This window comes from Amycolatopsis kentuckyensis (genome assembly GCF_002155975.1).
Classification (GTDB): Bacteria; Actinomycetota; Actinomycetes; order Mycobacteriales; family Pseudonocardiaceae; genus Amycolatopsis; species Amycolatopsis kentuckyensis.
The window spans coordinates 15,582-31,552 of record NZ_MUMI01000115.1; the positions used below are offsets into that span (position 1 = coordinate 15,582).

7 protein-coding genes are annotated in these 15,971 nt (G+C 72.5%); 5 read left to right on the plus strand and 2 right to left on the minus strand.

The features are described 5' to 3' along the window. The first annotated feature begins 20 nt into the window (after nucleotides 1-20). The 3 genes from CCN39_RS12340 (at nucleotide 21) to CCN39_RS12350 (ending at nucleotide 2,824) form a co-directional block, all read left to right on the plus strand. Entirely contained in the window at nucleotides 21-1,214 is a 1,194-nt protein-coding gene (locus CCN39_RS12340; protein ID WP_086841479.1) for a cytochrome P450, read from the plus strand. 187 nt (nucleotides 1,215-1,401) lie between these two features. Next, nucleotides 1,402-1,905, plus strand: coding sequence for a hypothetical protein (locus CCN39_RS12345; RefSeq protein ID WP_086841480.1), 504 nt, complete (start codon nucleotides 1,402-1,404; stop codon nucleotides 1,903-1,905). Next, a complete protein-coding gene (locus tag CCN39_RS12350) occupies nucleotides 1,889-2,824 on the plus strand; it encodes an oxidoreductase (protein ID WP_279629573.1) in 936 nt (311 codons plus the stop codon). The genes CCN39_RS12345 and CCN39_RS12350 overlap by 17 nt, the downstream gene beginning before the upstream one ends. Before the next feature lie 55 nt (nucleotides 2,825-2,879). Here CCN39_RS12350 and CCN39_RS12355 read toward each other — a convergent pair whose 3' ends face one another. After that, nucleotides 2,880-4,427 (minus strand): FAD-dependent oxidoreductase, encoded by a 1,548-nt coding sequence (locus tag CCN39_RS12355; protein WP_086841484.1) that lies wholly within the window; start codon nucleotides 4,425-4,427, stop codon nucleotides 2,880-2,882. A 106-nt stretch (nucleotides 4,428-4,533) separates the two neighbouring features. Continuing rightward, complete coding sequence (panD, locus tag CCN39_RS12360) at nucleotides 4,534-4,941, minus strand: aspartate 1-decarboxylase (protein WP_086841486.1); 408 nt, start codon at nucleotides 4,939-4,941, stop codon at nucleotides 4,534-4,536. Between the two features lie 246 nt (nucleotides 4,942-5,187). On the opposite strand from panD, the gene CCN39_RS12365 reads away from it, so the two are divergent. Continuing rightward, entirely contained in the window at nucleotides 5,188-6,285 is a 1,098-nt protein-coding gene (locus tag CCN39_RS12365; RefSeq protein WP_086841488.1) for a methyltransferase, read from the plus strand. Beyond that, on the plus strand, nucleotides 6,266-15,971 hold a 9,706-nt coding region (locus tag CCN39_RS12370), incomplete at its 3' end, for a non-ribosomal peptide synthetase (protein ID WP_086841490.1). The genes CCN39_RS12365 and CCN39_RS12370, both read left to right, overlap by 20 nt.

Here is a 15,971-nt window from a genome sequence, read left to right on the forward strand (position 1 = left end):
AGCCGGGAGGAACGTTTCAAGTGGACACGCTGACCATCGATCTCGCCGATCCGGAGTACCGCTTCAACCCGTGGCCGCTGTACCGGAGGCTGCGCGAGGAGGCACCGGTCCACCTCGTGCCGAACGGGACGTGGGAGGGGGAGGACTTCTACGTCCTGAGCCGCTACGACGACGTGTCGATGGCGCTGCGGGACAAGAACCGGTTCTCGTCCCAGATCCGCCGCGACGACATGCTCAACTTCCCCATGCTGGTCAACCGGGACGCGCCCGAGCACACCCGGATGCGCCGGATGACCAACCGCTCCTTCAGCGCCCGGCTGGTCGGCACCCTCGGCGACTGGGTGAAGGAGATCATCGACGGCCTGGTCGCCGACATGCTCACCAAGGACCGCGTCGACTTCGTCGAGGCGTTCGCCGAACCGCTGCCGCTGCGGGTGGTCGGCGGGATGCTCGGCGTGCCCCTCGACCGCAAGGCCGACCTGCGGCGGTGGTCGGGCGCGGTGATGGACGCCTTCGCCGTGGCGGCCGGCCTGGACCCGTCCGAGGTGCCGGGCTTCCTCGAGGACCTCATCGAGTTCGGCAACTACATGGAGGAACTCGCCTCCGCCCGGCGCGGCCGGCCCAACCGCGGCGACATCCTCGGCGAGCTGGTGGTCCAGCAGGAGGCCGGGGACATGACCAGGACCGAGCTGACCACCCTGGCCTGGTCGTTCGTCGCCGCCGGGCACGAGACCACGATGAACCTGCTGTCCGGCGGGTTCCGCCTGCTGCTGTCGGACCCGGAGCTGGCCGCGCGGCTGACCGCGGACCCGGAGCGCACCCCGGACTTCGCCGAGGAGTACCTCCGGGTGTTCAGCCCGATCCAGTGGCTGCTGCGCCGGGCGAAGGAGGACATGGTGCTGCACGGCGTCCCGGTGGGCGCCGGTCAGCTCGTGCACGTGCTGCTCGGTTCGGCGAACCGCGACCCCGGGCACTTCCCCCGCCCGGACGTGTTCGACCTGGACCGCACGAACGTGATGGACCACCTCGCCTTCGGCGCGGGGCCGCACTTCTGCCCGGGATCGGCGCTGTCCCGCATGCAGGTCGACCTCGCCTTCCGCGCCCTCTACCCCCACCTGGACCGGTTCCGGCTCGATCCGGACGCGGAGCCGGCGCTGTGGGCGCGGCAGGGCTCGTACGGGTTCTCGAGCCTGCCGGTGCTCGTCCGCCGGTGACGGTGGGGAAGCCGCGCCGCCGTCGCGCGGTACTTGACGGCGATCGTCAAATGCTAGAGACTGGCTCTCGTCGAGCAGTCGAGGGAGCTGGTGCATGACGGGGGATTTCTGTGTTATCCAGACTGACGGCAGAAGTCAAGGACCCCGCACCACCTCTCGACGATCGACCTAGGGGGATGCTGTGCACATGGAAATTCCCACTTGGAGCGACCTGACCGCGCAGATGCTCTCCCTGGCGGAAACCCGTTTGCTCGACCCGCTGGAAGTCCTGCTGGAATCGGAGCTGGAATCGGTCCGGTCCCGGATGGCCGAGCGGGCCGGGGCGTGGGCGGCGTACATGCTGGGCACGGACGAGGAACTCGCCACGCGGACGGCGATCCGCCTGGTGCACGTCCTCTACCCCGGCGACGAGCCGTTCGATCCGCCCGCCGAATGGTGGCGGACCCCGCTCGGTGTCGTCGTGGCCTGGCGCGCCGGGCACCCCGGTGCCCACGCGGTGTCCTACGCCGTGGCCGGCGCCATGCTGGGGGTTTCGAAGCAAGCGGTGCACGACCTGGTGAACCGGGGAAAACTCGACCGTCACGCCGACGGAGGGGTCACCACCGCCTCCGTGCACGACCGGATCAACCAACGCGCCGCATTGGGCGTGCGCGCACAACGAAGAGGGGCTGAGAGTGAGTCACGAAGTTAACGCCGCGGCGGCGGGACGGCTGCAGCTGGCGGAGGGCGTCAGCGTCAACCGCATGGGCTACGGCGCCATGCAGCTGCCCGGCCAGATGGTGTGGGGGCCGCCGGAGGACCACGACGCCGCGATCGCCGTGCTCCGGCGGGCCGTCGAGCTGGGCGTCGACCACATCGACACCAGCGACGCCTACGGCCCCCACGTGGCCAACGAGCTGATCCGCGAGGCGCTGGAGCCCTACCGCGAGGACATCGTCGTCGCGACGAAGGTCGGTGTCGAGCGCGACGAGTGGAAGTCGTTCAACGCCGTGGCCTCCCCCGAATCGCTGCGCGACCAGGTCGAGGAGAACCTGGCGCGGCTGGGCAAGGGGGTGCTCGACCTGGTGTACCTGCGGGTCGGCGGCGACGGCCTGATGTTCCCCGACGAGTCGACGTCCTTCGCCGACTCCTTCCAGGCCTTGGTCAAGCTGCGCGAGCGCGGGCTGATCCGGAACCTCGGCCTCAGCGGCGTCACCGTCGAGCAGCTCGAAGAAGCCCGCAAGCAGGCTCCGGTCGCGTCCGTGCAGAACCGCTTCCACCTGCTGGACCGCGCGTCGGTGGACGTGCTCAAGCACTGCGAGCAGAACGGCATCGCGTTCGTGCCGTACTTCCCGCTCGCCGCCGGCATGCTGCGGCCGGGGCTGGACAAGTCCCAGCTGCCGCCGGGCATGGCCCCGAGCGACGAGCAGGAGAGCACCCTCGACGGCGTCGCCGAGCGCAACAACGCGACCCGGGCCCAGGTCGCCCTGGCCTGGCTGCTGGCCCGCTCGCCGTCCGTCCTGCTGATCCCGGGCACGAAGACCGTGGCGCACCTCGAGGAGAACATCGCGGCGGCCGGTCTCAAGCTGTCCGACGAGGACCTCGGCGAACTCGACAAGCTCGTCGGCTGACCGGAGCACGGGGTGGCCCGCCCGCGACGGCGGACGGGCCACGCCGTGCCACCGGCTAGGCCCCGGCCAGGCCCTTGGTGAGCGCGTTGGTCACGCACCGGTCGGCGAGGGCGGTGACGGTCAGCGACGGCGGCACCGCCCCGGTCGAGCCGGGGATGAGCGCGCTGTCGATGACGTAGAGACCGTTGTACCCGAGCACGCCCCCGTCGTCGGGACGAGTGGCCCGGCCGAGCACGACGCCGCCCAGCGCGTGCGAGGCGTTGGCGTAACTGGACCAGTAGAGCTCGGTGCCCGCGTTGGCCGCGTTCAACCGGGCGACCGCGTCGTTCGTGGCGTTCGCCATCCGCACCGCCACCGGGTCACTGGCCGGCCAGTTGAGGTCGACCGCGTCCGTCGTCGCGTTGTACGAGAAGGACCCGATCGGCGGGCAGATCTGGGTGACGATCGCGGCGCTGATCCCCCGGCCCTCCACCGGCGACGGCGAGGCCGGGAACGTCAGCAGCGTCGCCGGGTTGTAGGGGTTGCCGTAGTCGGTGGCCCCGATGTTGGCCGGGCCGCCGGTGGACGGCGGGTACGGCTGCGTGCCGATCCGGACGTACTCCCAGTCCCCCGAATTCCCCCACTGGCTGCCGACGTTCTGGTTGAGCTTCGGCAGGTCCCCGCGGGCCTTCGCCCGCACCAGCAGCCGCGTGGTGTGCACGGAACCGGCGGCGAGGAAGACGTTGCGCGCCGCGAACTGCGCCGTGCCCTGGACGTCGCCCGCCTCGGTGAGCAGCTCGCACGTGACGAGGTAGGTGTCGCCGGAGCGGGTGATGTCCCGCACCTGGTGCAGGGTGAGCACCGAGACCCGGCCGGTGGCTTCGGCCCCGGCGAGGATGGTCCGGTCGACGCTGAGCTTCGCGCCGCTGTTGATGCCGAACGCCGAGTCGCCCAGGATCGTCGACGGCACCGCGGTGCCCGCCATCTCCTTGCGCACGACACCCCAGTCGACCAGGACACCGGGTTTCACGATCGGCAGGCCGGCGCGCACCGCCTCCCGCTCGAAGTCGCGGGCACTGGCGTACCACGACGAGTTCAGCACGTCGTCGGGGATCGGGGTGGCGCCCAGCAGCGCCTGCGCGCGCGGGTACCAGCAGGACTGCATCTCGTCGTAGCCGAGCAGGCTGCCGAAGCTGCTGGTGAACAGGTTCCGCGGTGGCTGCATGGTGATCCCGTTGTTCACCAGCGATCCGCCGCCGACGCCCGCCCCGCCGTACACCGAGATCCCGTTGCCCGCGAACAACTCGAGCACCCCGGTGTAGCGCGGGGCCGGGACGCTGGTCGACAGCCACGACGCCCGGCCGTCGAGGTTGCGGACGGTGGCGAAGGTGTCGCCGGTGGACTTGATGGGCCAGCGCTGTCCGCGTTCCAGGACGAGCACGTTCCGCCCGGCTTTGGCCAGGCGGTAGGCGGCGACCGAGCCCGCGTAGCCGCTTCCGACGATCAGCGTGTCCACCACCTCGACCTTCGCCGCGCCCACGACGGCGGGGGCGATGGCGACGGCGGCGGCCGCTTTGCCGGCCGTGCTGAGAAACCTGCGTCTGGTCAGCTGGGAACTGTTCACGTTTTCCTCCAGATGAAAAGGCCGCCCGACCCGTCGCCGTACTGGTCTGGACTGGTTTCGGGTCGCAAGGCCTTCCCGTGGAGTCCGATGCCAGCTCCCCCGGCAGCTAGCCCGGCAGCTTGGATACCGGCTGCGCTTCCAGCGGCGCCGCGGGGTCCCCGCCCACCACGACGATGCGGTTCTCCGGATCGACGTGCGCGACCTTCGGCCGGTGCCCGTCGAGCTCGTCTTCGCTCAGCTGGGCGTAGGCCAGGATGATCACGATGTCGCCGGGGTGGACCAGGTGGGCCGCCGCGCCGTTGACGCAGATCGACCCCGAATCCCGTTCGCCTTCGATGACGTAGGTCTCCAGCCGGGCCCCGTTGGTCACGTCGACCACGGCGACGAGTTCACCGGGAAGCAGGTCGACGGCGTCCATCAGGTCGCGGCTGACGGTGAGCGAACCGACGTAGTCCAGGTCCGCGTCGGTCACGGTGGCCCGGTGGATCTTCGACTTGAGCATGGTGCGCAACATGTCGACCTCCCTCGGTTGTCGCTGGAAGCGTTTGCCCAGCGCGAAACTTGCCCTACCGCGTCGGCCACGACGGGTGCGCTGGCAGGAAGTTGTCAGCGGTGCCGTCTCTGCGTCAGCCCACGGTCACCGACCGGCTCGCCACGGCCGCGACCTCGGGCAACTTGCTGACACGACAACGGAATGTCCGGCACGTCACACCTACCGTGACGGAGTCAGGGAACCCGAGCCGCAAGGGGGCATCGGCTGGTGGGCGAGGAAAAGCCGGACGTCGAGCACGCCCTGCGGATGAGGCGGCTGCTCTACGGCCATCTCGTGTCCCGTGCGCTGTGCAGCATCGCTGCCCTGCGCATTCCGGACCTGATCGGCGACGGGGCACGGTCGGCGGCCGAACTGGCGGAAGAGACGGCGACGAACCCCGCGTCGCTCCGGCAGACGTTGCGCGCGCTGGCGACGTTCGGGGTGTTCGCCGAACACCCCGACGGCACGTTCGGTCTGACGCCCCTCGGCGCGTCGCTGCGCAGCGGCACCCCGGCTTCGGCGTGGCCGACCGCGATGCTCGTCGGCAACGAGATCGGCCAGGCGTGGAACCAGTACGACGTCACGCTGCGGACCGGGAACACGGCCTTCTCCGAGGCCTTCGGCACCGACTTCTTCTCCTACGTCGACCTCAAGCCCGAGACGCGGGCGATCTTCGACCTGTCGCAGGCGACCGGGCTCGCGCTCGACCTCGACCGGATCGTCGCCGGGCTGGACTTCTCCGGCTACCGGACCATCGTCGACGTCGGCGCGGGCGACGGTGCGCTGCTCGAGCACCTGCTGCGGTCCTACCCGGCGGCCCGGGGCGTCGTGCTGGAGCTGCCGCGGGTGGCGGCCAAGGCCCGGCTGCGGATGGAAGCCGCCGGGCTGACCGGGCGCTGCGAGATCAGGGCGGGCAACTTCTTCGGGCGGATCCCCGGCGGCGGCGATCTCTACCTGCTGCGGCAGATCCTGCACGACTGGGACGACGAACACTGCCTGCGGCTGCTGCGCACGTGCCGGGCCGCCATGCCCCCGGGGGCCACGCTGCTGATCATCGAGTTGTTCGCCGAGGAGCACGCGCTCGCGGGAGCCGACGGCGAAATGACCGCGATCATGGACCTCTACATGCTGTCGATCTTCGACGGCAAGGAGCGGACCCGCGGCGAGTTCACGCAGTTGCTCGAGACCGCCGGGTACACGATCGCCGGCATCACCCCGCTCGGCGAGCGCCTCGGCGCGATCACCGCGATCCCCACCGATCACGCCCACCCGCAGGCCGATCCGTCAGCGAAGGAGTACGTGCCCGATGCCCGAGGTCGCCGGTAACCGCTGGCCGCTGACTGCCTCCCAGTTCGGGGTGTGGTTCATCCAGCACCTCGATCCGGACAACACGTCGCTCAACCTCGGCGGCTACCTGGAGGTGACGGGCGCCGTCGACCTCACGGCGTTCGAGAAGGCACTGCGGGACGCGGTGGACGACACCGAGTCCCTGCACTTGCGGTTCTCCTCCGAAGGCGGGGAGACGCTGCAGGAGATCCGGCGCGCGCCCTACGACATCCCGGTCTTCGACCTGCGTGGCCGGCCGGACCCGCGGGCGGAAGCCGAGGAGTGGATGCAGGCGGACATGGGCCGCCCGGTCGACCTCGGCAACGGACCGCTGTTCGCGCACGCGCTGTTCCGCATCGAGGACGAGCGGGTGCTCTGGTACCACCGCTACCACCACATCGCGCTCGACGGCTTCGGCGTCTTCCTGGTGAGCCGGCGGGTCAGCGAGAACTACGCGAAGCTGACCGGCGCCACGACCGAGAGCCCGGCGCCGTTCCCGCCGCTGCGGACCGTCCTCGACGAGGAGCGGGAATACCGCGATTCGGCGGACTACGACCGGGAGCGGCGGTACTGGACCGAGCGGTTCGCCGACCGGCCCGAGCCGCTGCTGCTGCCCGGGAGCGCCGCGCACGCCGTGGCACCGACCCTGGTCGAGATGTTCGCCGTCCCGGCCGAGCGGCTGGCCGGGCTGCGCGCCATCGCCGAGCAGGCGGGCACCACCTGGCGGCGCGTGTTCCTCGCCGTCGTCGTCGCCTACCTGCACCGGGTCACCGGATCGGCCGACGTGATCCTGGGCGTGCCGGTCACCGGCCGGGTCGGGCCCGCCGGCCGGAACACGCCCGCCATGGTCACGAACGTGCTGCCGCTGCGGGTGGCCGCCTCGCCGCGGGACACCGTCTCCGAACTGGCCGTGCAGACCGCCGCCGCGACCGGGGAGATGCTGCGCCACCAGCGTTTCCCGTTCGAGATCGTGCGCCGCGACCTGCGGTTCCCGGCCGACTGGCCGCGCACGTTCGGCCCGGTGGTCAACATCATCCCGTTCGCCGAGGAGCCGCGGTTCACCGACGCCCCGACGATCCGGACGAACATCGCGACCGGCGAGGTGGACGACATCAAGTTCACCGTCTTCGAGCAGCCCGACGGGCGGCTGCAGTTCCGCATCGAGGCCAACCCGCTGCTGTACACGGCGGCCTCGCTCGCCGAGCACCGGCGCAGGTTCGAAAGCGTCCTGGACCAGATCTGCACCGGCGGGCCCGAGCTGCCGATCGGCCGCCTGTCCCTGCTCACCGGCCACGAGGACGACGTCCTGCGGGAGTTCACCGCCGGGCCGCCCGCCGCCGAAGCGGTGACCATCGGCGAGGACTTCGACCGCCAGGCCGCGGAAACGCCCGACGCCCCGGCGGTGATCGGCGCCGAAGGCACGCTGACCTACCGCGAACTGGCCGCGCGGGCCGACCGGCTGGCCCGGCTGCTGCGGTCGCGCGGCCTCGGCCCGGAGCGGATCGTCGCCCTCGCGCTGCCGCGCGGCCCGGACCACGTGGTCGCCTGCCTCGCCGTGGTCAAGGCCGGTGCGGCGTTCCTCCCGGTGGACATGGCCTACCCGGCCGAGCGCATCGCGCACATGCTCGGCGACTCCCGGCCGGCCGCGGTGCTCACCACCGGCGCGCTGGCCGGCGCGCTGCCCGCCGGCCCGGACCGGATCGTCCTGGACGACCCCGAGGTCCGCCGGGCGCTGGCCGGGCTGCCGGCCGGCCCGCTCGCGCCCGCCGCCGCGCCCGGACACCCGGCCTACGTCATCTACACCTCCGGTTCGACCGGTCTGCCCAAGGGCGTCGTCGTCACCCACGCCGGGGTGCGCAGCCTGATCGGCCCGCAGGCCGGCCGGCTGCGCCTCGGACCGCGGGCCCGGATGCTGCAGTTCGCGTCGCCGAGCTTCGACGCCGCGTTCTGGGAATGGTCGATGACGCTGCTGACCGGCGGCGCGCTCGTCGTCGCCCACCCCGACCGGCTGCTGCCCGGGCCGCCGCTGGTCGAGCTTTGTGCCGAGTACGGGGTCACCCACCTGCTCCTGCCGCCGTCCGCGCTGGCGGTGCTGCCGGCCGACGCGCTGCCGGGCGTGCAGGTCCTGCTGGCCGGTGGCGAAGCCCTCTCCGGTGACCTGGTGGAGCGCTGGTCCGCCGGGCGGGTGCTGGTCAACGCGTACGGCCCCACGGAAAGCACCGTGTGTGCGCTGATGGCAGGCCCGCTGGCCGGGGACGCGCCACCGCCGATCGGCCGGCCGGTCGCCGGTACGCACGTCCGCGTGCTCGACCAGGCGCTGCTGCCGGTGCCGCCCGGCGGCACGGGCGAGCTGTACCTGAGCGGTCCGGCGCTGGCTCGCGGCTACCTCGGGCGGGCCGCGCTGACCGCGGAACGCTTCGTCGCCGACCCGTTCGGTCCGCCCGGCTCGCGGATGTACCGCACCGGCGACGAAGCCGGCTGGGGCCCGGACGGCAGCCTCTTCTTCCGCGGCCGGGCCGACGACCAGGTGAAGATCCGCGGCTATCGCATCGAACCGGGCGAAGTCGCGCACGCCCTGCTCGGCCACGAGGCCGTCCGCCAGGCGGTCGTCACCGCGGACGCGGAGGGCGAAAGCCTGATCGCCTACGTCGTCACCGACGGCGGCCTCGGCGAGGAAGCCCTGCGTGCCCACGCGAAGCGGCTTCTGCCGGCCCACCTGGTGCCCGGCGTCTTCGTCCTGCTGGACAGCCTGCCGGTGCTGCCGAACGGCAAGATCGACCGCGCCCGGCTGCCGGTGCCCGGCCCGGCGGCCGGCTCGGGCCGGCGCGCGGCCCGCGACCTGACCGAAGAGGTCCTGTGCACCCTGTTCGCGGAGGTGCTCGGCGTCCCCGCGGTCGCGGCCGACGACGACTTCTTCGAGCTGGGCGGGCATTCGCTGTCCGCCGTCCGGCTGATCGGCAAGCTCCGGTCGGCACTCGGCCGGGAACTGCCGGTGCGGGAACTGTTCGACGCGCGCACCCCGGCCAAGGTCGCCGGGGCACTCGACCCCGGGCGCACCCGCCGTCCCCCGCTGGTGCACCGGCCCCGGCCGGAGCACGTTCCCCTTTCTTCGGCGCAGCGGCGGTTGTGGTTCCTCAGCCAGCTGGACGACGGCGCGACCTACAACGTGCCGCTGGCCCTGCGGCTGTCCGGCTCGCTGAACGTCGCCGCGCTCCGGGCCGCCGTGTCCGACGTGGCCGGCCGGCACAGTGCGCTGCGGACGGTCTTCCCGGTCACCGGCGGCGTACCGCACCAGTCGGTGCTGGACGTCTTCACGCCCGCGCTGCCGGTCGTCCCGGTCGCCGCGGAGCGCCTCGCGGAGTCGCTGCGCGAGGCCGCGCGCCACCGGTTCGACCTCGCCGCGGAGCCGCCGCTGCGGGCCACCCTGTTCCAGGTGGCCGCGGACGAGCACGTGCTGCTGCTGTTGATGCACCACATCGCCGGTGACGGCTGGTCCACCGGGCCGCTGGCCCGGGACCTCGCGTCCGCGTACACCGCCCGGTCCGCCGGGCGCGCGCCCGCGTGGCGGCCGCTTCCCGTGGACTACGCGGACTTCGCGCTCTGGCAGCGGGACATGCTCGGTGATCCCGCCGCGCCGGACAGCGTCGCGGCGCGGCAGCTGGCGTTCTGGCGCGAGCACCTCGACGGGCTGCCCGAACAGGTCGACCTGCCCGCCGACCGGCCGCGCCCGGCCGTCACCAGCTACCGGGGCGAACTGCGCACGCTGACCTTCGACCGGGACGTGCACACCGCGATCACCCGGCTGGCCCGCGAAACCCACAGCACCCCGTTCATGATCCTGCAGGCCGCGTTGAGCGCGCTGTTCGCCCGGCTCGGGGCCGGCCGGGACATCCCGCTGGGCGTCTCGGTCGCGGGTCGTCCCGACAGCGCGCTCGACGAGCTCGTCGGGTGCTTCGTGAACACGGTCGTCCTGCGCACCGACACCTCGGGTGACCCGAGTTTCCGCACGCTGGTCGATCGGGTGCGGCGCACCGACCTCGCCGCCTACTCCCACCAGGACCTGCCGTTCGAGCACGTCGTCGAGGCGCTCGCCCCGGCCCGCTCGCTGTCGCGGCAGCCGCTGTTCCAGGTGATGCTGACGCTGCAGGACCGGCCGCAGGAGCCGGACCTGCCCGGGCTGGCCGCCCGCTACGAGGTCGTGAGCGCCGGCGTGTCGCGGTTCGACCTGGCGATCATGCTGAACGAACGGCGTGCGCCGGACGGCGGTCCCGACGGGATCGAGGGTTTCGTCGAGTACTCGACCGACCTGTTCGACCGGCGGACGGTCGACCTGATCATCGACCGCTTCGCGCACGTGGTCACCCAGGCGCTGGCCGGCCCGGACGAGTCCATCGCGCGGTTCGACGTGCTGACCGCCGCCGAACGCCGGGCGCTGGCCTCCTGGAACGACACCGCGTTCGAACCCGGCCGGCTCGCCGGAACCGTGCACGGCCGCTTCGCCGAGCAGGCCGCCCGTACGCCCGGGGCCGTGGCGTTGCGCTCGGGCGGGACGACGATCACCTACCAGGAGCTCGACGAGCGGGCCGAGCGGCTGGCGCACACGTTGCGGGCCAAGGGAATCGGCCCGGAGACACCGGTGGCCCTCCTGCAGGGCCGCTCGCCCGACCTCGTCGTGTCCACCTTGGCGGTCCTCAAGGCCGGTGGCGCCTACGTGCCGCTGCACCCCCGCCAGCCGGTGGACCGGCTCCGCCGGATCCTGGCCGACACCGGGGCACCGCTGCTGCTGACCGACGCCGGCCTGCACGCGACGGCCGGCGAGCTGGTGCCGCCCGACCGGATCGTGCTCGCCGGGGACCGGGCCACCGCGCACACGGCCCTGCCCGACGCGGAGCCGGAACAGCTCGCCTACGTCATGTACACCTCCGGCTCGACCGGCACGCCCAAGGGCATCGGCATCACCCACCGGGACGTCCTGGCCCACGCCCTGGACCGGCGGTGGCGGGACGGTGCCCAGGAGCGGGTGCTGCTGCGGTCCCCGCACGCCTTCGACGCGTCCACCTACGAGCTGTGGGTTCCGCTGCTGTCCGGCGGTGAAGTGGTCATCGCGCCGGACGGCGACCTGGACATCACGGCCATCGCCGACCTCCTCACCGGCCAGGGGATCACGTCGGTCTTCCTGACCACCGCGCTGTTCAACGCCCTCGTCGAGGACGCGCCGTCGGCGCTCGCCGGCGTGCGTGCGGTGTGGACGGGCGGGGAATTCGTTTCGCCGCAGGCGATCCAGCGGGCGATCGACCGGTGCCCGGACACGACCGTCGTCCACGTTTACGGCCCGACCGAGACGACGACGTTCGCGACGTGCCACCCGATGCGCGCCCCGCACCGGGTGGACGAGACGAACGTGCCGATCGGCCTGCCGATGGACAACGTGCTCGCCTATGTGCTGGACGAGCGGCTGCGGCCGGTGCCGCCCGGTGTGCCCGGCGAGCTGTACCTTGCCGGGGAAGGCCTCGCCCGCGGGTACGTCGGGCAGCCCGCCGCCACCGCGGAGCGCTTCGTCGCCGATCCGTCCGGGGCGCCCGGCACCCGGATGTACCGGACCGGCGACCGGGTCCAGCGGCGTGCCGACGGCGCGCTGGAGTTCCTCGGGCGGGCCGACGACCAGGTCAAGATCCGCGGTTTCCGGGTGGAGCTCGGCGAGATCCAGGCCGTGCTGACCGAGCACCCGGACGTCGCCGCGGCCGCCGTGGTGGTCAAGGAGCACGCCGGCTCCCGCCTCCCGGTCGCCTACGTCGTCCCGGCCGGCCTGGCCGTGGACCCGTCGGCGTTGCGGGAGCACGCGGCCCGATCGCTGCCCGAATACATGGTGCCGGTGGTCTACGCGCCGATCGCCGCCCTGCCGCTGACCGCCAACGGCAAGGTCGACCAGCGGGCTCTGCCGCCGGTGGACCTGAGCACCGAGGTGCGCGGCCGGCGGCCGGGCACGCCCCAGGAAGAGATCCTCTGCTCGTTGTTCGCCGAGTTCCTCGGGCTGCGCGCGGTCGGCGTCGACGACAACTTCTTCGCCCTCGGCGGGCAATCGCTGCTGGCGACGCGGTTGATCAGCCGGGTGCGGTCGACGTTCGGGGTCGAACTGTCCGTCCGCGCCGTGTTCGAGGCGCCGACCCCCGGCGAGCTGGCGCGGCGGCTCGACGCCGGGCAGGCCGCCCGGACCCCGCTCCGGCGCCGGGAGCGGCCGGCGGAGATCCCGCTCTCCTTCGCCCAGCGGCGGTTGTGGTTCCTGTACAAACTGGAGGGCCCGAGCCCGACCTACAACATCCCGCTGGTGCTGCGCCTGTCCGGGTCGCTCGACGAGGACGCCCTGCGGTCGGCGCTGGGTGACGTGGTGGACCGGCACGAGGTGCTGCGCACGGTCTTCCCGGAAACGGGCGGCCGCCCGCGGCAGCAGGTGCTCGAAGGGGCCGAGCCGGTCCTGGAAGTGGTGCCGACCGACCGCGACGGCGTGCAGGCCGCGGTGGACGAGGCCGTGCGGTACCGGTTCGACCTGTCGGCCGAGCTGCCGGTGCGGGCCTGGTTGTTCCACTGTGGACAGGACGAGTACGTCCTGCTGGTGCTGCTGCACCACATCGCGGGTGACGGCTGGTCGCTGCGGCCGTTGAGCGCGGACCTGTCGGCGGCCTACACCGCCCGGCTCGCCGGGGAAACACCCGGCTGGCCCGCCCTCGACGTCCAGTACGCCGACTACACGCTCTGGCAGCACGAACTGCTCGGCGACGAAGCCGACCCGGACTCCGTCATCAGCCGGCAGATCGACCACTGGCGGCACACCCTCGCCGGCGCCCCCGAAGAATTGGCCCTGCCCGTCGACCGGCGCCGCCCGGCCGTGGCGAGTTTCCGCGGCGAACTCGCCGAATGCCGGTTCGGCCCGGAGCTGCACGCGGCCCTGCTGGAGCTGGCCCAGGACAACGACGCCACCCTCTTCATGGTCCTCCAAGCGGGGCTGGCCGCGCTGCTGTCCCGCCTCGGCGCGGGCACCGACATCCCGCTCGGCTCCCCCATCGCCGGACGGCTGGACGACGCCCTCGACGACCTTGTCGGGTTCTTCGTCAACACGCTCGTGCTCCGCATCGACCTCGAGGGCAACCCCACCTTCCGCGACGTCATCACGCGCAGCCGCGCCACCGACCTCACCGCCTACGCGAACCAGGACACGCCCTTCGAACACCTCGTCGAGAAGCTCAACCCCGAGCGGAACACCGCGCGGAACCCGCTCTTCCAGGTCATGCTGGCGCTGCAGAGCGCGCCGATCGGCACGGTGTCGCTGCCCGGGCTGACCGTCACCTCGGACCTGACCGGCAGCGGCGCGGCGAAGTTCGACCTCGCCTTCACCGTCGCCGAGCAGCACGGATCCGACGGTGCCCCGGCCGGGATCCGCGGCTACGTCGAATACAGCACCGACCTGTTCGACGGCCCGACCGTCCAGCGGATCCTCGACCGGTTCGAACTCCTGCTCACCGCGGCGGTCGCCGATCCGGACACCCGCGTCGGCGACCTCGACATCCTCACCACCGCCGAGCGCGCGGCGGTCCGGGTGCCCGACACCGCGGCCTTCGCGCCGAGGACGTTCCCGGACCTGTTCGAGGAGCAGGTCACCCGCACGCCGGAGGCGACCGCGGCGGTCTTCGACGGCGCCCGCGTCACCTACCGCGACCTGTCCGCACGGGCCAACCGGCTGGCGCGGACGCTGGCCGCGCGCGGGATCGGCCCGGGCCGGTTCGTCGCGCTCCTGCTGCCCAGGTCGGTCGACCTCGTCGTCGCGATGCTGGCCGTGCTCAAGGCCGGCGCGGCCTACCTGCCCCTGGACACCCGTTATCCGCAGGCCCGGATCCAGGCGGTGCTGGCCGACGCCGACCCCGCGCTCGTCCTCACCTTCGCGGAGCTCGCGCGGGGTATCGACGACGTGCTGGTGCTCGACGATCCGGCCGGTCTCTCGGAGATCGAGCGGTACACCGACGACGATCTGACCGACGCGGACCGGAGCGCGCCGCTGACCCCGGCGCACGCCGCCTACGTGATCTACACGTCCGGTTCGACCGGCCGTCCCAAGGGCGTCGTCGTCTCCCACCGGGGTGTCGTCCCGCTGGTGCGCACCCAGGTCGCGGTGCTGGCGGTGGGGCCGGGCAGCCGGGTCCTGCAGTTCGCTTCCCCGAGCTTCGACGCCGCGTTCTGGGAGCTGTGCATGTCGCTGCTGACCGGCGCGACCCTCGTGCTGGCACCGCAGAAGCAGTTGCTGCCCGGGCCCGACCTCGCGTCGCTGATCACGAGCGAGTCGGTGACGCACGCGACGGTGCCGCCGTCGGCGTTGGCGGTGCTGGAGGACCGGTGCCTGCCCGAGGGCATGACGCTCGTGGTGGCGGGTGAGGCCTGCCCGCCGGACGTCGTCGAGCGGTGGGCGGGCGCGTACCGGATGTTCAACGCGTACGGGCCCACCGAAACGACCGTGTGCGCCACGATCAGCGATCGGCTGCCCGCGGAACCGGTGGCCCCGCCCATCGGCACGCCGGTGGCCGGCTCCTCCTGCCTGGTGCTGGACGCGAACCTGCAGCCGGTCCCGCCCGGTGTCCCGGGTGACCTGTACGTGGTCGGCGAGTCGCTGGCCCTGGGGTACCTGGGCGACCCGGCGCTGACGGCCACCCGGTTCGTCGCCTGCCCCTGGACCCCCACCAGCCGCATGTACCGCACCGGCGACATCGTCAAACAAGACACCACCGGCACCCTCCACTACCTCACCCGCAGCGACGACCAGATCAAACTCCGCGGCTTCCGCATCGAACCCGCCGAAATCGACACCACCCTCACCACCCACCCCCACATCCGCCAAGCCTGCACCCTCGTCCGCGACGACCACACCGGGCGGGCCCGGCTGGTCAGCTACGTCGTGCCGCAGGCGGACAGCGTGGACCCGGCGGCGTTGCGGGAGCACCTGCTGCAGCGGCTTCCGGACTACATGGTGCCCAGTGCGTTCGTGCCGCTGGCCGCGCTGCCGCTGGAAGCCACCGGCAAGATCGACAAGGCGGCGCTGCCCGCGCCCGGCTTCACCGCGGCCGGCGACCGGCAAGCGCCGCGCACCGACCGCGAACGGACGCTGTGCGCGCTGTTCGCCGAGGTGCTGGGCCTGCCGTCGGTGGGCATCGACGACGGCTTCTTCGAGCTCGGCGGCGACAGCATCGTCTCCATCCAGCTCATCAGCCGGGCGCGGGAAGCCGGGCTCGTGCTGACCGCCCGCCAGATCTTCACGCACAAGACGGTGCGGGAACTGGCGGTCGTCGCGGAAAGCCCGGACACCACGGCCCGCCCGGCCGGTGTGTCCGGTACCGGCGACGTCCCGCTGACGCCGATCATGGCGTGGCTGCGCGAGCGGGGTCCGGCCCAGCAGCGGATGTACCAGTCCGTCCTGGTCCGGGTTCCGGCCGAGCTCGACGAGAAGACGCTCACCGAGGTCCTCCAGGCGGTGCTCGACCACCACGACGCGCTGCGGATGCGCCGGACCGGGCCGGACGGCGCGTGGACGCTGTCGATCCCGCCCGCCGGCGAGGTCGACGCGGCCGTGCTGCGGGTGGACGTCACCGGGTCCGCCGACCTCTCCGGCGTGATCGCCGGGCACGCCCGGGCCGCGGCCGGCCGGC

Excerpts from the sequence above, each read along its gene's own strand:
- panD (WP_086841486.1), bottom strand. The coding sequence starts at position 4,941 with ATGTTGCGCACCATGCTCAAGTCGAAGATCCACCGGGCCACCGTGACC.
- CCN39_RS12345 (WP_086841480.1), top strand. The coding sequence starts at position 1,402 with ATGGAAATTCCCACTTGGAGCGACCTGACCGCGCAGATGCTCTCCCTG.